Origin of the sequence: Curtobacterium sp. MCPF17_021, from assembly GCF_003234605.2 — a bacterium.
Classification (GTDB): Bacteria; Actinomycetota; Actinomycetes; order Actinomycetales; family Microbacteriaceae; genus Curtobacterium; species Curtobacterium flaccumfaciens.
In genome coordinates this window covers 1,881,997-1,901,661 of record NZ_CP126252.1, presented here as the reverse complement: position 1 = coordinate 1,901,661, position 19,665 = coordinate 1,881,997, and the positions used below count along the sequence as shown (strand labels likewise).

The 19,665-nt window shown below is 71.7% G+C and carries 20 protein-coding genes and 4 tRNA genes; 12 read left to right on the top strand and 12 right to left on the bottom strand.

What is annotated here, in order from left to right; genetic code table 11:
- Positions 1-23 precede the first annotated feature (23 nt).
- Positions 24-899, top strand: a complete 876-nt coding sequence (locus tag DEJ29_RS09015) for an alpha/beta fold hydrolase (protein WP_111093971.1) — start codon at positions 24-26, stop codon at positions 897-899.
- A gap of 15 nt (positions 900-914) precedes the next feature.
- Here the strand turns inward: DEJ29_RS09015 and DEJ29_RS09010 are convergent, their stop codons facing one another.
- Positions 915-1,205 carry a hypothetical protein gene (locus tag DEJ29_RS09010; protein ID WP_071403880.1) on the bottom strand — a complete coding sequence of 97 codons (291 nt, stop codon included), beginning with the start codon at positions 1,203-1,205 and terminating at the stop codon, positions 915-917.
- Complete coding sequence (locus tag DEJ29_RS09005; RefSeq protein WP_111093970.1) at positions 1,205-1,798, bottom strand: HdeD family acid-resistance protein; 594 nt, start codon at positions 1,796-1,798, stop codon at positions 1,205-1,207. Before DEJ29_RS09005 ends, DEJ29_RS09010 begins: the two co-directional genes overlap by 1 nt.
- A gap of 256 nt (positions 1,799-2,054) precedes the next feature.
- Here DEJ29_RS09005 and DEJ29_RS09000 point away from each other — a divergent pair, with 256 nt between their 5' ends.
- Positions 2,055-2,807, top strand: coding sequence for an HpcH/HpaI aldolase family protein (locus DEJ29_RS09000; RefSeq protein ID WP_111093969.1), 753 nt, complete (start codon positions 2,055-2,057; stop codon positions 2,805-2,807).
- Between the two features lie 209 nt (positions 2,808-3,016).
- On the top strand, positions 3,017-4,672 hold the full coding sequence (locus DEJ29_RS08995; protein WP_111093968.1) for a catalase: 1,656 nt from the start codon (positions 3,017-3,019) through the stop codon (positions 4,670-4,672).
- A gap of 98 nt (positions 4,673-4,770) precedes the next feature.
- Here the strand turns inward: DEJ29_RS08995 and DEJ29_RS08990 are convergent, their stop codons facing one another.
- Positions 4,771-5,829 carry an NAD(P)-dependent alcohol dehydrogenase gene (locus DEJ29_RS08990; protein ID WP_111093967.1) on the bottom strand — a complete coding sequence of 353 codons (1,059 nt, stop codon included), beginning with the start codon at positions 5,827-5,829 and terminating at the stop codon, positions 4,771-4,773.
- Between the two features lie 46 nt (positions 5,830-5,875).
- Between DEJ29_RS08990 and DEJ29_RS08985 the strand changes: the two genes are divergently transcribed.
- From DEJ29_RS08985 to DEJ29_RS08975, 3 genes are all read left to right on the top strand, one after another.
- Positions 5,876-6,451, top strand: a complete 576-nt coding sequence (locus DEJ29_RS08985) for a TetR/AcrR family transcriptional regulator (RefSeq protein WP_111093966.1) — start codon at positions 5,876-5,878, stop codon at positions 6,449-6,451.
- 52 nt (positions 6,452-6,503) lie between these two features.
- A complete protein-coding gene (locus DEJ29_RS08980) occupies positions 6,504-6,806 on the top strand; it encodes a DUF4190 domain-containing protein (RefSeq protein ID WP_111093965.1) in 303 nt (100 codons plus the stop codon).
- Positions 6,807-6,896: 90 nt separating this feature from the next.
- Complete coding sequence (locus DEJ29_RS08975) at positions 6,897-7,106, top strand: GNAT family N-acetyltransferase (protein WP_111093964.1); 210 nt, start codon at positions 6,897-6,899, stop codon at positions 7,104-7,106.
- 4 nt (positions 7,107-7,110) lie between these two features.
- Here DEJ29_RS08975 and DEJ29_RS08970 read toward each other — a convergent pair whose 3' ends face one another.
- The 4 genes from DEJ29_RS08970 to DEJ29_RS08955 form a co-directional block, all read right to left on the bottom strand.
- The gene (locus DEJ29_RS08970) at positions 7,111-8,163 is read right to left on the bottom strand and encodes a BLUF domain-containing protein (protein ID WP_181422610.1); all 1,053 of its coding nucleotides are present in this window, start codon (positions 8,161-8,163) and stop codon (positions 7,111-7,113) included.
- Positions 8,164-8,409: 246 nt separating this feature from the next.
- On the bottom strand, positions 8,410-8,904 hold the full coding sequence (locus DEJ29_RS08965; RefSeq protein WP_111093963.1) for a hypothetical protein: 495 nt from the start codon (positions 8,902-8,904) through the stop codon (positions 8,410-8,412).
- Positions 8,905-8,946: 42 nt separating this feature from the next.
- The gene (locus DEJ29_RS08960; protein ID WP_111101161.1) at positions 8,947-9,210 is read right to left on the bottom strand and encodes a hypothetical protein; all 264 of its coding nucleotides are present in this window, start codon (positions 9,208-9,210) and stop codon (positions 8,947-8,949) included.
- Between the two features lie 34 nt (positions 9,211-9,244).
- Positions 9,245-9,391 carry a hypothetical protein gene (locus tag DEJ29_RS08955; RefSeq protein ID WP_181436845.1) on the bottom strand — a complete coding sequence of 49 codons (147 nt, stop codon included), beginning with the start codon at positions 9,389-9,391 and terminating at the stop codon, positions 9,245-9,247.
- A gap of 225 nt (positions 9,392-9,616) precedes the next feature.
- Between DEJ29_RS08955 and DEJ29_RS08950 the strand changes: the two genes are divergently transcribed.
- Positions 9,617-10,012, top strand: coding sequence for a hypothetical protein (locus tag DEJ29_RS08950; protein WP_111093961.1), 396 nt, complete (start codon positions 9,617-9,619; stop codon positions 10,010-10,012).
- A 24-nt stretch (positions 10,013-10,036) separates the two neighbouring features.
- Here DEJ29_RS08950 and DEJ29_RS08945 read toward each other — a convergent pair whose 3' ends face one another.
- Both DEJ29_RS08945 and DEJ29_RS08940 read right to left on the bottom strand, forming a co-directional pair.
- Positions 10,037-11,221: an MFS transporter gene (locus DEJ29_RS08945; protein ID WP_258375864.1), complete on the bottom strand. Its 1,185-nt coding sequence runs from the start codon at positions 11,219-11,221 to the stop codon at positions 10,037-10,039.
- Positions 11,222-11,307: 86 nt separating this feature from the next.
- Positions 11,308-12,222 (bottom strand): helix-turn-helix transcriptional regulator, encoded by a 915-nt coding sequence (locus tag DEJ29_RS08940; RefSeq protein WP_181438099.1) that lies wholly within the window; start codon positions 12,220-12,222, stop codon positions 11,308-11,310.
- Positions 12,223-12,331: 109 nt separating this feature from the next.
- Here DEJ29_RS08940 and DEJ29_RS08935 point away from each other — a divergent pair, with 109 nt between their 5' ends.
- Positions 12,332-12,553: a DUF2188 domain-containing protein gene (locus DEJ29_RS08935; protein ID WP_111093958.1), complete on the top strand. Its 222-nt coding sequence runs from the start codon at positions 12,332-12,334 to the stop codon at positions 12,551-12,553.
- 81 nt (positions 12,554-12,634) lie between these two features.
- Here the strand turns inward: DEJ29_RS08935 and DEJ29_RS08930 are convergent.
- From DEJ29_RS08930 to DEJ29_RS08920, 3 genes are all read right to left on the bottom strand, one after another.
- A tRNA-Val gene (locus DEJ29_RS08930) sits at positions 12,635-12,709 on the bottom strand.
- 47 nt (positions 12,710-12,756) lie between these two features.
- Positions 12,757-12,830 (bottom strand) — tRNA-Cys (locus DEJ29_RS08925).
- Between the two features lie 82 nt (positions 12,831-12,912).
- A tRNA-Gly gene (locus DEJ29_RS08920) sits at positions 12,913-12,984 on the bottom strand.
- A 215-nt stretch (positions 12,985-13,199) separates the two neighbouring features.
- On the opposite strand from DEJ29_RS08920, the gene DEJ29_RS08915 reads away from it, so the two are divergent.
- The 4 genes from DEJ29_RS08915 (at position 13,200) to DEJ29_RS08900 (ending at position 19,088) form a co-directional block, all read left to right on the top strand.
- Positions 13,200-13,272, top strand: a tRNA-Val gene (locus DEJ29_RS08915).
- A gap of 115 nt (positions 13,273-13,387) precedes the next feature.
- Positions 13,388-14,938 (top strand): DUF3375 family protein, encoded by a 1,551-nt coding sequence (locus DEJ29_RS08910; protein WP_111093957.1) that lies wholly within the window; start codon positions 13,388-13,390, stop codon positions 14,936-14,938.
- Entirely contained in the window at positions 14,935-15,723 is a 789-nt protein-coding gene (locus DEJ29_RS08905) for a DUF4194 domain-containing protein (protein WP_111093956.1), read from the top strand. Before DEJ29_RS08910 ends, DEJ29_RS08905 begins: the two co-directional genes overlap by 4 nt.
- Entirely contained in the window at positions 15,720-19,088 is a 3,369-nt protein-coding gene (locus DEJ29_RS08900) for an ATP-binding protein (RefSeq protein ID WP_111093955.1), read from the top strand. Before DEJ29_RS08905 ends, DEJ29_RS08900 begins: the two co-directional genes overlap by 4 nt.
- The last annotated feature ends 577 nt before the right edge of the window (positions 19,089-19,665 follow it).

The window sequence follows — 19,665 nt, the reverse complement described above, 5'->3', positions numbered from 1 at the left end:
ACCTGAGGTCCGAGCGTGCGACCATGCTGCCACGTCGAGTGCCCCTCCCCGTCCCCCTCCCCGCTCCGGTCCCCGTCGTCGTGGACGGCACGACCATCGCCACGAGGGTCCTCGAGCCGGCAGGACCGGCACGCGGCGACGTCGTCCTGTGCCACGGCACGCCCTGGTCGTCGGCGGTCTGGGCCGAGGTCGGCCGGGCGCTCGCGCAGGACCACCGGGTCTTCCTCTGGGACATGCCCGGGTACGGCGACTCGGACCGCGGGCCGACCGTGGACACCACACTCCGAGCGCAGGCCATCCGTCTCGGCGCGCTCCTCGACCGGTGGGGGCTCGATCGACCCCACCTGGTCGCACACGACGTGGGCGGCGCCGTGGCGCTCCGGGCGCACCTGCTGCACGGTGCCGAGTACGCGAGCCTGTTCCTCTGGGACGCCGTCGTGCTCGACCCCTGGGGGTCTCCGCTCTTCCGGCTGGTGGCGGAGCACCGTGACGTCTTCGACCGACTCCCCGGCGACCTGCACGCCGCCCTGGTGCGGCAGTACATCGACGGTGCCTCGTCGCCGGGCTTCTCGCCGGCGGACCTCGAGACCCTGGCGCGGCCGTGGGCCGGCCCCGAAGGGCAGGTCGCGTTCTCACTCCAGATCGCCGCGCTGACCCCCGACGACACCCGGGCCGTGGCCGAGCTGTTGGGCTCCGTGCGGTGCCGGACCCGGATCGGGTGGGGGCGGCAGGACCCCTGGATCCCCCTGCACCAGGCGTACGACCTGCAGACGGCGCTGCCGGGGCACCCCGAGGTCGTCGTGCTCGACGACGTCGGCCACCTCGCGCCGTGGGAGGACCCCGTCGCGGTCACGGCCGCACTCCGGCAGTGGGTGCACCGTCCGGAGCGTTCGGGGTGACCTGCACGGCGCCGTTCAGATCAGGGCGCGGGCGGCGAGCACGACGGCCGCTCCCCCGACGGTCAGCGCTGCGAGCACCGACAGCACCACCGCGACGGTGTCCCGCCGGGCCGGGGCACTCGAGCGGACGGCGGCGGCGACGAGCTGCTGGGCCGCCGCCAGGGACGCTGCGCTCCCGAGTGGGCGGTCGTCCTGGTCGAACGCCAGGAACCGCTCACGGACGTGCAGCACGAGCCCCAGGCTGGTCCCGTGGTCGCGCGCCACCCAGGACTTCGGTCCCTGTTGCTCCCAGCGGACGGCGAGCATCAGGGGCCAGGGACCGGCAGGCCGGTCCGCTCCCCCTCCGGACGCGGCCAGCTGAACGCGACGACGAGCTGGACGACACCGAACACGATGAGCACGCTCCCCACCGCGGCCACCGTCACCAGCGCGCCGAGGCCCGGCAGGTTCATCACCAGGATGCCGCTCAGCACACTGAGCACGGCGAGCACCACGGTCAGCGCACGGCGGCCCACCCACGGTGCGTAGATGAGTGCGATGCCCTCGAGGATCCAGGCGAACCCGAGCAGCAGTGCCACCCATCGCGCCCCGATCGGCGGGAACACGATCGCGACGACACCGCCGACGACCACCAGTGCCCCGAGGGCCACCAGCCCGAGCTGACGCCACCAGACCCGAGGGTGCACCTGGAGTCCCCGGACGACCAGCGCCGCCCCCGACACGACCAGGTAGATCCCGAAGACCCACGACACCGCGAACAGCGTCGCGTGGGGCAGGACGATCGCAGCCAGTCCGGCGAGCACGCCGACCGCGCCGACGATCCCGAACGCCACCCGGATCCGGTCGCCGCCCGGCGGAAGCGAGCCCGTCCGCTGGCCGACGTCACGTTCGTCACGCATGTCCGTCCGACCTCCCTGCAGGTCCCGACTGGTGCTGTGGTGCTGGTGGGTGCTGGCGACCTGTGATCGCCCGTGCAGTGCGTCCTGCGCACAGGACTACACCCGAAGGTGAGCACTTGTCCATGTCCCATGCGTGCGCATGAGGCCACGCCCCCAGTCCCGGCGGACGAGCGCCGAGCGCTCCGTGGGCGGTAGCCTGACGCGCCGGACCACGAACCACCGGCGATCGTGACGGCAGACCTGACGGAGGACCACGGTGCCAGCACTCGGAGACGGCCGCGCCGACGGCGTGTGGTGCACGCTCGGCGAACCCCGGACCACCGCGCAGATTGCCCAGAACGGGTTCGCCTGGCTCGGTCTCGACGGCCAGCACGGCGCCTTCGACGACGCCACACTCCTGGCGACGATGTCGGCGCTCGCCGCGGTCGCACCGCAGGTCCCCGTTGCCATTCGCGTCGCCGAGGGCTCGGACGCCGCGATCGGCCGTGCGCTCGACCTCGGCGCCGACATCGTGATCGTCCCGATGATCGAGACCGTCGAGCAGGCCGAGCACGCCGTCCGTGCCGCGCACTACCCACCGCGGGGCCGACGGAGCTGGGGGCCGATGGCGGGTCTCTGGGGCGGCGCGGCACCATCCGCCGCCGCTGCCGACCCCGAGGTGTGGGTGATGCTCGAGACGCCCGCGGGCCTCCGTGTCGCCGAGGAGATCCTGGCGGTCCCGGGCGTCTCGGCGGTGTTCGTCGGTCCCTTCGACCTGTCGATCGGGCTCGGCGTGGATCTGCGCGAGCTGCTCGACGCCGACAGCGCCACGGACCCCCTCCCCGCGATCATCGCCGCAGCCCGCCGCGCGGGCAAGCACACCGGCGCCTTCGCCGGTGACCTGGCCCGCGCCGAACGGCTCCGCGCGCTCGGGTTCGACCGCGTCGCCGTCGTCACCGACGGGACCCTGCTGGCCCACGGCGCGGCCGCGGTGCTCGGCTCCGCGGCTACCGGTCGCACGTCGTACTGACGGGCCGTCAGCGGCGAAGTACTGACGGGTCGTCAGCGGCGAAGTACTGACGGGTCGTCAGCGGCGAAGTACTGACGGGTCGTCAGCGGCGAACGCACCGGCGACCGGTCCTCGTCCGCGTCCTCGGCGCCGCTGAGAGGGCGTGCCCGCGCCCCGGTCCACACTCGGTCGGGAACCCGAGCCGACCGCGACCGCAGAGAGGACGAGACATGACCGACGTCTCCAGCCAACCGCCCGCCGAGGGCGACGACCGCCGCATCCTGACGAACCGCCAGGGCCACCCCGTCTCCGACAACCAGAACCAGCGCACCGTCGGGGCCCGTGGCCCGGCGACGCTCGAGAACTACCAGTTCCTCGAGAAGATCAGCCACTTCGACCGCGAACGGATCCCGGAGCGGGTCGTGCACGCCCGCGGTGCCGTCGCCTTCGGGTACTTCGAGGCCACCGGTACGTGGGGTGACGAACCCATCGCGCAGTACACCCGCGCGAAGCTGTTCCAGGAGCCCGGCAAGCGCACCGACCTGGCGATCCGGTTCTCCACCGTGATCGGCGGCCGTGACTCCTCGGAAGCTGCCCGCGACCCGCGCGGCTTCGCCGTGAAGTTCTACACCGAGGACGGCAACTGGGACCTCGTCGGCAACAACCTCGGCGTCTTCTTCATCCGCGACGCCATCAAGTTCCCCGACGTGATCCACTCCCTCAAGCCCGACCCCGTGACCTTCCGCCAGGAGCCGGCGCGCATCTTCGACTTCATGTCGCAGACCCCCGAGTCGATGCACATGCTCGTCAACCTGTTCAGCCCGCGCGGCATCCCCGCGAACTACCGCACCCAGCAGGGTTTCGGCGTGAACACCTACAAGTGGGTGAACGCGGACGGTGACACCAAGCTCGTCAAGTACCACTGGATCCCGTCGGTGGGCGTGTCCTCGATGACCGAGGCCGACGCCGCCGCGGTGCAGGCCGGCGACCTCGGGCACGCGTCGAAGGACCTGTACGACGCGATCGAGCGTGGTGAGTACCCCGAGTGGGAGCTCCGCGTGCAGCTCATGGACGACCACGAGCACCCGGAGCTCGACTTCGACCCGCTCGACGACACGAAGGTGTGGCCGGAGAACGAGTTCCCACCGAAGCCCGTCGGCACGATGGTCCTGAACCGCAACGTCACGAACCATTTCGCCGAGAACGAGCAGCTGTCGTTCGGCACCGGCGTGCTCGTCGACGGCCTGGACTTCTCCGACGACAAGATGCTCGTCGGCCGCACCTTCTCGTACTCGGACACGCAGCGCTACCGCGTCGGCCCGAACTACCTGCAGCTGCCGGTGAACGCCCCGAAGAACGGCGCCGTCGCGACCAACCAGCGCGACGGGCAGATGGCGTACCACCAGGACCACGGCGGTGAGAACCCGCACGTCAACTACGAGCCGTCGATCACCGGTGGCCTGCGCGAGGCGGAGTACCCGACCCACGACGACCAGGGGCCGGAGATCGTCGGGCGCCTCACCCGCAAGCGGATCCCCCGGACGAACGACTACACCCAGGCCGGGCAGCGGTACCTGCTCCTGCAGGACTGGGAGCGCGACGACCTCGTCGCGAACTTCGTCGACCTCATCTCGCAGGCGGCCCGTCCGGTGCAGGAGCGCATGCTCTGGCACTTCTTCATGGTCGAGGACGACCTGGGTCGTCGTGTCGGCGAGGGGCTCGGCATCGCCCTCGACGAGGTCAAGGACCTGCCCCCGCTGCAGTCCCAGACGCTCAGCGACGACGAGCTCGCCCGCCTGGCGAACCTCGGTCACAACGGCTCCCGCGACGTCGAGGGCCTGATGATGACGCACTGCGTCCCCGACGAACGCGCCGTGCGCGTCTGAGACGCGACCCCAGGGCGGACGGGAGGCCCGGTGCCAGCTGGCACCGGGCCTCCCGTCCGTCCGTGGTGGAGACCCAAGCGTCCGCTCGCCACCCGGGATCAGGCCGGCTCGGGCACGTCGAGGTCGCGCAGGTCGAGCACGAAGCGGTAGCGCACGTCACCGCGCGCCAGGCGTTCGACGGCCGTGGCGACGGCAGCGGCGGGCAGGACCTCGACGTCCGCGACGATGCCGTGCTCGCCGCAGAAGTCGAGCAGGTCCTGCGTCCAGCGGTGGCCGCCGCTGCCGGCTGACGCGAGGCGCTTGCGCCCGATCAGCAGGTCGGTCGTCGCGATCGTCACCAGGCCGAGGTGTCCGAGGCTGAAGAGCGTGCCGTCGAGGTCGAGCGCCCCGAGGTACGGGCCCAGGTCGTGCTCCACGGCGACGGTGTCGAGGACGACGTCGAGGGAGCCGCTTGCGGCCAGCATCGCTGCCGGGTCGGTCGACACCACGACGTGGTCGGCCCCGAGCCGCTCGGCGTCCGCGGCCTTGGCCGGCGTCGTGGTGAACGCGGTGACCTCGGCGCCGAGCGCTCGCGCGAGCCGGACCGCAAGGTGTCCCAGGCCGCCGATCCCGACCACGCCGAGGCGGGTCCCCGGGCCGACCCCGACGGAACGCATCGGTTCCCAGACCGTGATGCCGGCGCACATCAGGGGCGCCACGGCCGCCGGGTCCAGCGCGGACGGACGGTGGTACACGAACCGGTCCCGCACGACGTACCGGCCGGCCCAGGCACCGGCCGTGACGGAGCCGTCGACGCGGTCCCGGCCCGCGTACGTCAGCGTCGGGAACTCGAGGCAGAAGTTCTCCTGCCCGCGGCGGCACATCGCGCACGTGCCGCACGAGTCGACGATGTTGCCGACCGCGACCGGGTCCCCGGCGCGAAAGTCGGTGACCGCTGTACCGACTGCCACGATCTCTCCGACGAACTCGTGGCCCGGCACGATCGGGAACGTCCCGCCCAGCTCCGGCGGCGTGGCGAGGGCGTGCAGGTCGCTGTGGCAGACCCCGCAGAACGTCACGCGGACGTCGACGTCCTCGGGACGGAGGTCGCGGCGGAGGAGCGGGGCCGGATGGAGGGGATCGTGGAGCGCATCGGACACGAGTGCGGTGGTGAGCATGAGCTCAATACTACCTACTAGTCGGTAGCCCAGTAGGATCGGTGGCGTGAGCACCGCAGACGACACCCGCGCCCGCATCCTCGACGCGGCCACCACCGAGTTCGCGGCGCACGGCATCGCGGGCGCGCGAGTCGACCGCATCGCCGAGCGCTCCGGCATGAGCAAGCCGATGATCTACACGTACTTCGGCGGGAAAAGCACGCTCTTCGACGCCGTCTTCCGCGCCCATGTCCTCGGCAACGGCGACCGTGTGCCGTTCGACGCCGCCGACCTGCCCGGGTACGCGGCACGGTTGTACGACGACTACCTGGCCGACCCGGCGCTCGTGCGACTGCTCATGTGGAAGCGCCTCGAGCAGGACGGCGCCGGATACCTGTACCCGGGGTTCGAGGAGCACGACGAGCAGCACCTGCGCGAGATCGCGGCCGAACAGCGCGCCGGACGGGTGCGCGACGACCTCGAGCCGGTCGACCTCTGGGCACTCCTCATCGCCAACGCGGCGACCTGGGCCCAGGGCTCCATCACCGTGGTCGCGACGGCCGAGGACTCCCCCGCCGAGCACGATCGGCGGCGGGACGCACTCGTGCGGTACGTCGAGGGAGCGGCGCGGCCTCCGGCGTGAGCCTCGATCAGGGGTGCGCGGAGCGGTCGACGCCGACCCTAGGCTGGCCGGCGTGACCGACCTCGCTCCCGACCAGACCGCGCCGAGCGCCGCCGGGTCCCCCGCATCGACAGCCGTGCCGCTCCCGCCCCTCAGCCTGCTCGCGGTGGTGGCGATCGCGCTCGCGTTCGTGGCACCGATCGGCGGTCTCGTCGTCGGGCTCATCGCGCGCCGGGACGTGCGACTGACCGGTGAGCGGGGTGACGGCATCGCGTTCGCGGCGATCCTGATCGGGGCGACGCTGACGTTGTTCGGGGTCATCGTGCCGCTGTTCCTCGGCGGTGCGGGGTTCTTCGACCTGGACCTCCAGCTCTGAGCACCGGACGCCGATCGCTACCCTGACCGAGGGGGGAACGATGCTGCGGCGCAGACGACCCCCGAGCCGGATGCCGTCCGCCCCGAGGAGCTGACGACGCTCTACGTCCTGGCACGTGCGCACGGGACCGGCGCCGGCCAGGCACTCCTCGACACCGTGCTCGCCGATCGTCCGGCGTCGCTGTGGGTGGCAGCGGACAACCCGCGGGCGCACGCCTTCTACCGGCGGAACGGCTTCACGCCCGACGGTGCCGAGTCGGCGTTCGGACCCATCCCGCGGACAGTCCGGTTGGTTCGCTGAAGCGTCAGTCCACGGCAGGCGCGGAGATGTCCCACACGGTGGTCTCCTCGTACTGCTCGGACCAGCCGCGGCGCATCCGTGCGGCGGCACGGTCGAACGCGTCGACGACGTCGGTGTCCGGGGTCAGGAGCGCCTGCAGGCGGATGCCGTCGTAGAGGGCGAGCAGCTGCTGCGCCCCGCGGATCGGGTCCATCGTCGCCGGTTCGCGGCCGGCGCGGACGTCTTCCTGCAGCGCGGTGCGGACGGTCTCGCGGAACTGCAGGTACGCGGACCGGTAGTAGTCGGCGCCGTCCGTCGACGGGTCGGTCGAGATGGCGAGCGTCGCGGCGATCAGGCGCATGAGGGACGGGTCCTCGGCGTGCGCGGAGAGCAGCGCGTGCAGGAACGCCACCGTGCCCTTCTCGCCGGCGAGTGGCAGCAGCGGTGCCGACACCGCGCGGGTCCACCGCATCACCGCGGCGGCCAACAGTGCGTGTTCGGAGGGGAAGAGCTCGAGGATCTCGGCCGGTCGCATCCCCGACCGGGCCGCGACGCCCTCGAGCGAGAAGCGTGACAGTCCCCCGTCGTGGATGACCGCGATCGCACCGTTGATCGCCCGGGTGCGCGGGACTTCCTCGTCGGCGGCGTTCTGGTTCGTCAGTGGTGCCAGCGGGTGCTTCCGGAACCAGTCCAGGAGTGCGCGAGCCCGGGAGGCCCCGAACGCAGGATCAGTCGGGCGACCCGGGCTGAACAGGTCGCTGAACCCCGGCACGTCGTGCATCAGCGGGTCGAGGGACTGGAACGCCATCGACCAGTCCGGGAACGAGCGCTGGGCGATCGGCTCGTCGAGCAGCACCCGAACGTTCGTGTGTCGCGGGTCGGCCTGGACCTGGTCGAAGCGCTCGCGGACGACGTCGTCCTCGCCTTCGATGATCCCGATGCAGTTGTCGTCGCGGTGCGCGAGCATGCCGGTGACGCCGAGCCGGGTGTTCTTCTCGCGACCGACCGCCAGGATCTGGGCGAGTTCGGAATCCGTGATCGGACGGGTCTGGGTGCTGGTGTAGACGAGCGATCGCATGGTGCTGCTTCCTGGTCGGACGGTCCCCCGGTGTGTGGGAGGCGCCGCCGTGTCGAACCCGAATCGACTCGACGGCACCTCGTGGTCACCGTAACCAGCGGCGACCACCTTCACTGCGACGCAAGACGGTCCGTGGCTCATCGGCACCCGGAGGATGCCGACCTCTGAATGGAACCATCCGGCGTCGGTCCGCGGTACCCCCACAATGGGGAACGCACGTTCTCCGGCTGTTCCTCGGGGTTCGCGTCAGTGCGCGCGGTCGCCCGACGGTGGCGTCTCGAAGATGCGCTCACCCGTCGTCGGGTCCCACCCGATGGTGCGGGGTTCCGCTGATCGCGGGCGTCGTTCGTCCCGCGGGAAGAACGGACGGGCACTGGGCAGGTAGCTGAGCACCGCGGCGACGACGACGCAGACGGCGTCGACGAGGCTCCAGTCCACGCCGTCGGTGGCGATGGTGAGCACTTCGCTGAAGGCAGTCAGCCCGGCGATGATGGCGAGCCAGAGTCGCGCGTTCCCGGAGCCTCGTCCCATCCGCGTTGCCAGCCACAGAAACAGTGCCGACCAGGCGAGGACGAGGACGAGCCCGAGCGACGCCCCGATGATCGCGCCGCCGGCTTCGCGCATGGACACGACGATGCCGGGCGCGGCGGCAACGAGGCTGATGATGACGGACGCCCACCAGAGCGCCACGGCGATCGTGACGACCCGCGGTCGCGTGCGCTGTTCGGTGTGCTGTTCCATCAGGTGCTCCCCCATCGTTCCGCTGGATGCGGCTCGACGATCCTACGGTGACGGCTGACGCGCTCCGGACTTCCGCGATCGGCGGAGGATGACCAGTCCCACGGTCAGCCCGGCTGCTGTCAGTGCTGGGGTCACGAACCACCCGAGCGCGATCGGCAACGCCCTGTCGGCGGGTGCGTCGACGCCGAGGAGCAAGTGCAGCACCAGGAGCGGGAGTACGACAGTCGCCGTCCAGGACGCGATCACCAGCACGGTGAGCAGGACCACTGCGCCCCGGTGCGGAGCCGTCCCGGGACCGATCGTCATGCAGCCATCCAACCAGCGGGCCGGCGCGAACGATCTACGGGCGGTAGTCCTCACGACGCGGCAAGAGCTCCGCCGCGTGCGAGTCGATGTACGGCTTCGCGCCCAGCATCCCGCCCATCGTCTTGGCGACCGTCGTGAGCAACGCTCCGAGTCCCCGTGCCACGATGCTCAAGATCTTCATGGTGCCCCCTCGTCGGACCGACCTGCGGTGTCGGTCTCGTCCCGTCACACCGTACGCGGAACAGCCGGAATCCCGCCAGGGACGGCAGGCTCTCGGTCCCGTCGTCGATCGACGTCGCGCATAGGCTGGACGCCCGACCGGGGAGGAGTCGCGATGCCGGCGGTCCGCGAGCGAGTGCCGTTGTGGCGCACGCCCTGGTGGCACCCTCGCCGCTGGGAAGCGCGCATGTGGGTGCTGCTCGTCGCGGCTGCTGCTGGCGGCGTCCTCCGCGAAGTGGCGCATCCGTTCTACGACGACGGGGTGCGGGCGGTCGCGAACTGGCTCGCCCTCTGCGTCCCCGGATGTGTGATCGCGTACGTCGTGGTCGGTCGGTGGAGGAAGGGCCTCACCACGCTCTGGAAGCCGTCGTGGCGCGAGCTCCGACGCATCCTGGTAGCAGCACCGCTCGGAGTGCTGGCCCTGCGCCTGCTCATCGAGGACGACGACGGGTGGTTGTGGTTGCTCGCCGGGGTGTCCGCCGCGCTGCTCGCGCTCGCGGTGGCTCGCTGGGTCGCTGCGCGCCGCGATCGTCGACGTCGGACGAATGCCTACGGGACGGTGTCGGCTGACCCGTACGCGTAGCGCCCGATGGGGTTCGTCGATCCCCTACGCGTCCTGTGCCGAATTGGTCTTCGACGGCAACCGCGACGCCACGAGCGTCCCGACGAGCGCCACCACCGCGAAGGCCGCGAACCCGAACGGCAGCCCGATCGCACTGCCGACACCACCGACGACGAGTGGTCCGACGGCGTCCCCGGTCTCACGCCCGAGCTCCGCTGAACCCATGGTGCGACCGAGCCGATCCGGCGGAGTCGTTCCGGCGAGGTGCGCGAACGCGACGGGTGTCAGCGTGGCGACACCGGCCCCGGCGAGCAGGGCCGCGATGAAGACGGCCACCGCCGAGGGTGCGACGGCGACCACCAGGAAGGCCGCGGCAACCGCGGCCGTCCCGGCCACACCCGCGACCCAGGTACCGAGACGCCCGGCGTCGTGCAGTCGGCCGGCGACGGGCTGCACGAGCGACGACGTCACCGCGAGGACGGCGACCGCGAGCGTCGACACCAGGAGCGGGATGCCGAGCTCGGTACCGAGCGCGGGGAGCATCCCGGTCAGCGCGCCGATCGCAGCGCTGCCGACGGCCAGGACGACGACAGGGATCAGGAACTGGCGGTCCGTGGCCGCTCGAACCATCACGGCGAGCGTGGCCCGCTGCCGGGGCAGGGGCACGATCGGTTCGACGGCGACGAGCACCGCCACCGCGGTCACGAGAGCCATCACGACCAGGATCCCGAAGAGCCACTGCGTGCTGCCGAACTGCACCACGAGTGCACCGATGACCGGTCCCCCGGCGTAGCCGAGACCCTTCCACGAGCCGTACCGACCGAAGTACGTCCCGCGACGGTGCGCCGGCACGAGGCGGGCGACCGCGGCGGACGATGCCGGCGAGAACGCGGAGGCGCCGGCACCCTGCAGCAGACGGGCGAGCCCGAGCCAGAACGGACCGGTCCCGAAGACGCCGATGAGTGAAGCCGCCGCGAAGACGATGAGTCCGCCGACGATCACCGGTCGCGGGCCGATGCGGTCGGACAGTGCGCCGAAGACCGGCTTGAGGACGAGTTCGGCGACGTCGTAGAGCGCCAGGAAGAGCCCGAGCCACGCGAGCGTCAGGCCGAGTTCGAGGTGCTCGCCGCCGACCGCTGCGGCGATGCCGTTCGCCCCGAAGGCGGTCACGAACCCCGCGGCGTACAGCGGAGCGAGCCGAGGGGGCGTGGTCGTCGACGGGGCGGTCACGTGACCACCCTGGCGGACGGCGGACCAGACCGCCAGCGACGGTCGGTGGGTGTCGGTGCGTGCGCCGCCGACGGCGACCGATCTGGTCAGTGCGTCCGGTGACCGTCCGTGCCGTACATCTCACGTCGCAGGCGGGTGAACCGTCCCTGGTTGCTGAACCCCCACTTCGCCGCGACGTCCTTGATCAGCTTCGACTCATCGTCGAGGAGCTCCCGGTGCGCCTCGGCGAGCCGGGCGCGGCGCAGGTAGGTCATCGGCGTCATGTCGAGTTGCCGACGGAAGGTCGAATGGAGTCCGCGGGAAGACACCCGTGCCGCCGCCGCCACGTCCTCGAGGGTGATCGGGTCGCTCAGGTGCGAGTCCATGTACGCGGCGGCCCGCCGGACCGTTGCCGCCCCCGCCCCGGTGCCGGCCAAGACCCGCGTGACGGTCTCGAACGGCAGTGCCCAGGTCGCGACGCTGAGCAGGTAGTCGAACGCGGCGGTGCGGACCAGCTCGTTCCGGAACGCAGAGTCCACCCGGACGACGTTCTGGTGGACGTGGGAGACCGCCTGTGCCCAGACGTCGGCACGTTCCGGGATCGGCCGGTGGCCGTGGAGCCGGAGGACGCCGGTGTCGGCTCCCTCGGCACGGACGGCGTGCTGGAGGAGCGAGGACTCCGGCAGGTTGACGACGAGCAGCTCCGAACCGTCGTACTCGGCGACGGTCTCCTCCTGACCGAAGAGCACGCCGCCGACCTCTCCGCCGTCACCGTGCTCGGTCCGGAGTCCGCCGCCGAGTCGGGTGGCCGAGGTGAAGACCCCCGCCGGCTCGACGGTCACCTGCGCGTGGAAGCCCATCGAGAGGCGCGCGATGCTCAGTCGGTCGTCGCCACGGATGTCCGCGCGGAACCGCACCCGACCACGCGGCGGCTCGAGGCGCACCTTCGGGTACATCTCCCCGAGTACTTCACTGACCGCGTCGAAGTCGACGGTGTCCTGCTGCAGCATCATCACGGTCATGCGGTGGTCGTTCTCCCAATAGCTGTTCGGCTCCGAACACCGCCACGGTAGCCCACACGCTTCCCACACCTCCGGATCCGTTCGGCTGCCGCGTGGCACGGTCGGAGCCATGCGAGGCGACGTCGAGACGTACCACCAGAACGGGCAGTGGCAGAGCAAGGTCGAGGGCACCGACGACGTGTTCGGTGTCGCGCACACCAAGCGCGCGGCCGTCGAGCTCGGGCGGGAGCGTGCGCGGTCGGAGAAGGTCGAGCACATCATCCGCAACGAGGACGGCACGATCCACGAACGCTCCACCTACGGGCACGACCCCCGGAACATCCCCGGCTGACCCCGCCGGACCGGGTCGCCGGACCCCGGAGAACACGAAAACCCCCGACCGGACCTGGAGGTCCTGTCGGGGGCTTCGTGATGGTGGGCGATACTGGGATCGAACCAGTGACCTCTTCCGTGTCAGGGAAGCGCGCTACCGCTGCGCCAATCGCCCAAGTCCCTGCGTGGACCGGAGTCCATCAAGGTCTTGGAGGGTGGATCTGGAGGTGGGGACGGGATTCGAACCCGCGTGGACGGCTTTGCAGGCCGCTGCCTAGCCTCTCGGCCACCCCACCATCGAGGTTCACGTCTCCGTGAGTACCCGAACGGTGGGATACCCTCTGGTGAGTCGCGGGCCTTCGAGAAGACCCACACTCGAGCGGATGACGAGATTCGAACTCGCGACCCTCACCTTGGCAAGGTGATGCGCTACCACTGCGCCACATCCGCACTTGTCGTTCCGCTGTCGCGGCGACGACGTAAACTCTATACGCACCGGGGCAGTTCCACCAAAATCCTCCCCGTTCACCGGGCGTGTCCCCCGAGTTCATGCGGATCGGGGCGGTTCGACACCCCCTGCGGACAGCGCGCCACACCCGGGCCGCGCGATGTGTTCGATGCACCGCCTGACTTCCGCTAGTATCGATCCGCACGAACAGTGCAGGGGGCGATTGGCGCAGTTGGTAGCGCGCTTCGTTCACACCGAAGAGGTCATCAGTTCGAGTCTGGTATCGCCCACACAGCAACACGAACACCACCGACAAGAGCCCGACGCAGCAGCGTCGGGCTCTTGTCATCTCATCAGGCCGCAGCACGCGGGCCAGACCACCAGCACGATCGGACGAAGGGGCGCATGACCGACGTCGACCTCGAGTTCGCCCGGGTCCGAGCGGTCCTCGACCGTCCGACCCTGCGGCTCATGTCCCGGCCGACCAGTGCCACGGTCCTCGCCGTGTTCCGCACGGTCTTCGACCGCGATGTGCAGTACGTCCCCGCCGACCGCATGCACCTGCAGGTCGAGGAGCACGTCGGGCGCCTGCAGGCAGCGGGCGCCCGCGTGCCCGCGAGCGAGCAGCCGGTGCCGACGACCAGCGAACGGCCCGACGTCGAGCAGGAAGCCCGACCGAACGGTCGCGCCCTGTGCCGGGAGTGGGTCGGCGCCCAGTGGCTCGTCCGCTCGAACTCCCCCGACGGCGACGAGCAGTACTCCCTGACCAGCCACGCCCTCGAGGCGCTGAGCCTCGTCGACGCCCTGTCGGCCGACCGTGCCCTCATCAGCGAGAGCCGCCTGGCGATGATCGTCGACGCCGTGCACCGGTGGGCAGCCCGCGCCGAACCGGACCCGGACGTGCAGATCCGCCGGATCGACGCCCAGATCGCCGAGCTGCAGGCCGAACGGGAGCGCCTGGAGCACGGCGACGACGTCGTCGCCGTCGACGACGACCGGATGCGCGACGGGTACACGAACATCTCCGACCTGATCCGGCAGCTGCCGAGTGACTTCAAGCGCGTGGAAGAAGCGGTCGCGACGATGCACCGCTCGATCGTCGAGGACTTCCGGCAAGAGGTCCGCCCGATCGGCGAGATCCTCGACGACTACCTGGCGCGCACCGACAACCTGATGGAGGCGACGCCCGAGGGCCGTGCCTTCGAGGGCGCCTTCGAACTGCTGCGGGACGACGCCCTGCTCCTGCGGCTCCGCGACGACATCGCGACGATCCTGGCGCACCCGTTCGCGCAGGGCCTCGGAGCCGGCGAGCGTCGGGCCTTCCGCAACACCGTGACGATCCTGCGCCAGGGCATCGAGGACGTCCTCGCCCAGCGCCGTCAGCTCACCGCCACGCTCCGCGACCAGATCGTGGCCCACGACGTGGTGCGCGACCGCGAGCTCGACGCGGTGCTCCGCTCGATCAACCGCGGCCTCGCCACCCTGATGGACCAGGGCGGCGCACGCGACCGGATCCCGCTGCCGCTCCTGCCGGCGGCCGCCGAGGTCGGCACGCTGCGCGAGCGCTTCTACGACCCGGACGCCGAGTCCGTGCCGCCGCCCATCGAGGAACCCGACGACGACGTCTTCGAGGACCTCGACGTCGAGATGCTCCGCATGCACGGCGGGCCGCTCCTGACCGAGCTGCGCGCGGCACTCCGCTTCGCCGAGGCCGACTCCAGCGTCGACGCGTTCCACGGGCTGCCGCCCGAGCAGCGCCGACCGGTCGAGCTCTTCGGCCTCGCGCACCTGCTGACGGGGCGCGACGACTTCGAGTCGGCCGCGCACGTCGCCGAGCACCGGACGGTCCGCCCCGACGGCACCGCGATCACCTTCCACATGCCCACCGCTGCGCTCGACGACGAGCGCACTCCGGTCGGCGACGCACACGACGAGAACGCACAGGAGGCACGGTGAGCGACACGACGCCGGCACCGGTCGACGACACGGTCCCCTACGACGACCCCGCATCGGTGATGCAGGACGACGAGCGTGACGAGTCCAGCTTCGCCCTCTTCGAGGGCGACGAGGGCCGGCTCGACGAGCACCAGCGACGCGCCCTGGTGGCACTGCTGCGGCACTCGTACGTCAGCTCCCGCACGCACCCCGACGAGTGGCGTGCGGTGATCGACGCCGAGTACCAGCTGCGGTCCCGCCTGAACGACCTGTTCCTCGAGCTGCACGTCGACCGTGACCGTGAGGTCGCCTGGAAGCGCCAGGCCCGGTCGGAGAGCCAGCGCCGCACGTTCCCGACCCTGCTCCGCGACCTGCCGTACACCCGCGAGGAGACGATCGTCCTCGTCTACCTGCGGATGCGCCTGCGCGCCGACGCCCGACCGGGCCCGGACCAGGTCGTCGTGGACCGCTCCGAGATCCTCGGGCACGTGGCGGGTTTCCGTCCAGCGACCGCGACCGACCGCACCCGCGACGAGGGCCGGGTCGCCAAGGCCATCGAGCGCCTCGTGACCGCACGCATCCTGATCCGCACCTCCGACCCGGACCGCTTCCGGGTGGCGAGCGTCGTCGAGGTGCTGCTCCCCCTGGAGCGCCTGCTCGAACTGGACACCTGGTTGCGGACCACCACCGCGCAGGGTGAGGCGACCACCCCGGGCGGCGAGCCGACGGACGGGGACGACCCGGGCCTCCCGACTGACGGCGAAGCCGAGACCGACACCGACGACGAAGGCGAGACGGAAGCGTGACCGACACGTTCGAGATCCCGGCACTCTTCGACACGGTGGCGCAGTGGCGCGCCGAGTCGATGCAGGTCGTCAACTGGGGCGGGTTCCACGGCCACCGGCAGGTCGAGCTGTCCGGCACGGCGACGCTCATCTCCGGCGCCTCGGGCACCGGCAAGTCCACGCTGATGGACGCCTACCTGGCCGTGATGATGCCGTCCGACGTGCCGTTCAACGGCGCCTCGAACGACGCCACCACCGGCCGCGCCCGCAGCGCCGACCAGCGCAACCTGCTCACGTACCTGCGCGGCAAGGTCGACACCCGGCGCGACCCGGAGACCGGCAGCCTGCGCGACGTGAACCTGCGCGGCGACGACCAGACCACCTGGGGCGCTGCGGCGGTCACGTTCCGGAACGACGACGAGCGACGCTTCACGGTGCTGCGTGCGTACATCGTGCCGAAGCGCGCCCGCGGGGTCGGCGACATCCAGATGACCATGGCGACGGTCGACGACACCTTCGACCTGCGCCGGCTCGAGGAGTTCGTGCCGTCGCGGTTCCACCACCTCGAGCTGACCGGCCGCGTGCCGGGGCTCGTCATCCGCGACACCTACCAGGAGCTCGCGTACACGCTGCAGACCCGCCTGGGCATCGGTGACTCCGGCGGCGGCAACCGGGCGATGCGTCTGCTCGCCCGGATCCAGGCCGGCCAGCACCTGCCGACCGTCGACGCGCTGTACAAGTCGCTCGTGCTCGAGACCCCCGGCACGTACGAGGCGGCCGACCGGGCCCTCGCGCACTTCTCCGCCCTCGACGAGGCGTACGAGGCGATGGACACCGAGGAGCGCAAGGTCCGCATCCTCTCCCCCATCACCGAGCTGCACGACGAGATCTCGCGCGCGACCGAGGCCGCAGCAGCGCTGGACGGCATCGCGACCGGCGCCGAGGTGTCGCCGTTCGCGCACTGGACGGCCTCGCGGAAGCGCGACCTGCTCGACGCCGAGGTGTCGCGCAACGCCCGCGAGCGAACGGCATCGCGCGCCGAGGTCGCCGCGGCCGAGGCCCGGCACGCCGCCGTCGAGATCGAACTGCGCGACGCCGAGGCCCGGCTCCGCGACCAGGGCGGCAACGCACTCGCCCAGCTCGAGGACCGCATCGAACGGCTCACCCGTGAGCGCGACGCCGTGGTGCGCACCCGCGCAACGTTCGACGAGCGCACGGCGGTGCTCGGGGTCCCGGTCTCCTCGGAGCAGGACTTCACCAGGATCCAGCGTGCCGCGCACGAGTTCCTCGGGTCGTACGCCGACGCGCGCACCGCCCTCGACGAGCGCCGCGACGCCCTGACCCGAGAGGAGTACCCGCTCCTCGACCGCGAGCGGTCCCTGCGGCAGGAGCGCCAGTCGCTCGAGCACCGGCAGGGCGCCATGCCGCTGCCGATGCACGAGGCCCGGCTCGCGATGGCCCGCGCCGCCGGCATCGACCCGGCCGAACTGCCCTTCGTGGCGGAACTGCTCGACGTGCTGCCCGGCGAGGAGCGCTGGCGCACGGCCATCGAGTCCGTCCTGGCCCCCGTCGCCCGCACGCTGCTCGTCGACCAGGACCGCCTCGGCGACTTCAGCGAGGCGATCGACGCACTGCGCCTGCCCGTCCGCGTGCAGTTCGAGGGTGTGCCGACCGGCCCGCACCTGGACCTCGACGGCGACCCGGCGATGGTCTCCGGCAAGCTCGCCATCAAGCCGTCGCCGTTCAGCACCTGGGTGCGCGAGCGGATCGAGTCCGACCGCACCGACGCCCGCTGTGTCGCCTCGGCGTCCGACCTCGGCGGAGGTGGCCGCCGGGTCACCGAGTCCGGGCAGCTGCGTGACGGCCGTCGTGGCGCGCACGGTGACCGCCGCCAGTCGAACGTCATCGGCTTCACGAACGAGGCCCGCGTCGCCGCGGTCGAGCAGGAGCTCGCCTCGATCGCGCAGGACCTTGCCACGCTCGAGGCCCGCCGCACCGACGTCGCGCAGGACCTCACCGCGCTCGACGTGCTCCGCGCCGCGCACCAGCACGTGGTCGACGTCACGTGGGCCGCGATCGACGTCGACGGTCTCGGGACGTCCCTCGCCCGGCTCGACGAGGAACGACAGGCGCTGCTCGCCGCCGACGACGGCCTGCGGACGCTGCGGGCCTCGGTCGCCCGGCTCCGGAAGTCCCTCGACGAGGCGGCCGACCGTCGCTCCGCCGCACGGCTGTCCGTCCAGCGGCTCGAGGAGCGCCACGCGGTGCTCGTCGACGGCCAGGACGCCGCCGCCGAGATCCTGGAGCGCTTCGACTCCTCGCCCGGTTCGCTGCCGGACGACCAGCAGTCCCGCCTGCTCGAGGAGACCTTCGAGGAGATCGGCGCCCCGGACGGCGTCGACGGGTTCGACGACGCCACCCGACGACTGAAGCGCCGGCTCGAGGAGCGGCTCACGCAGGCGCTCGACGGTGCCGCGGCGGCCTCGACCTCGTTGACGCTGACGTTCCAGCGGTACCAGGACGCCTGGCCCGACCCGAACCTCGGCACCGGCGTCGCGTCGTACCCGGACTACCACGCGATCCTCGACCAGATCGTGGCGACCGGCCTGCACGCGCGTCGGAGCGAGTGGCGTCGACGCCTGTCGCAGTGGAGCGGCGAGGACCTCGTCCCGCTCGCCGGCGCCTTCGACCGCGCCGTCGTCGAGATCGAGGAGCGCCTCGAGCCGGTCAACGAGATCCTGCGGGAGCTGCCGTTCGGCGCGAACCGGGACCGCCTGAAGATCCAGATCCGCCGGGTCACCCGCGAGGACGTCACCGCGTTCCGCCGCGAGCTCCGCGCCCTGTCCGCCTCGGTCGACACCGAGCTGACCGACGACGTGCTCGAGACCCGGTTCCGACGGCTCCGGCGCTTCATGGCGGTCATCCGGCCCGACCCCGACGCCGCCCGGGGCCGCACCACCCAGCGCGACGCCGTGCTCGACGTCCGCCGGCACATGGAGATCACGGCCGTCCGGTACGACACCGACGGCAACGACCTCGGGGTGTACTCGTCGCTCGGCGACAAGTCCGGTGGTGAGACTCAGGAGCTCGTGGCGTTCATCGTCGGCGCCGCGCTGCGCTACCAGCTCGGTGACGAGACCCGTCCCCGTCCCCGGTTCGCGCCGGTGTTCCTCGACGAGGCGTTCATCAAGGCGGACTCGGAGTTCGCCGGCCGCGCGGTCACCGCCTGGCTCCGGCTCGGCTTCCAGCTCGTCGTGAGTGCGCCGCTTGACAAGGTCACGGCGCTCGAACCGTCGATGGAGCGGCTCCTGTCGATGCGCAAGCACCCCGAGACGGGCCACTCGTCCGTCACCGAGATCGCCCGGGTGGAGCCCGCCGCCGTCTGACGCGGAGGGCCCGGCTGGTCGCAACACCCCGCTCAGGTTTGCCGAGTGGTCACGAAGTGTCGGCTGGCGGCGGCGCCGTCGACGGTCTGCGACCGCTCGACGCGCTGCAGGCGGGGTGTCCTGACCACCCGGCGCGCGCCTTGGACGCGACCGACAGCGGCCTGGAGGCGCGGTGCGGGCCCGCCACGGGCCTCCAGGCCGTCGTCCCGCCGGTCGCAACACCCCGCTCACCTCCGCCGAGCGGTCACGAAGTGTCGGCTGGCAGCAGCGCCGCCGACGGTCTGCGACCGCCCGGGGCGCCGCAGGCGGGGGGTCCTGACCACCCGGCGCGCGCCTTGAACGCGACCGTCGACGGCCTGGAGGCGCGGTGCGGGCCCGCCACAGGCCTCCGGGCCGTCGTCCCGCCGGTCGCAACACCCCGCTCACCTCCGCGCGCTGGTCATGACGCGTCGCCTGGCGGCGGCGCAGCCGACGGTCTGCGACCGCTCGACGCGCAGCAGGCGGGGTGTCCCGACCGGCCGGCGGCCTGGAGGCGCGGTGCGGGCCCGCCACGGGCCTCCCGTCCGCCCTTCCGCCG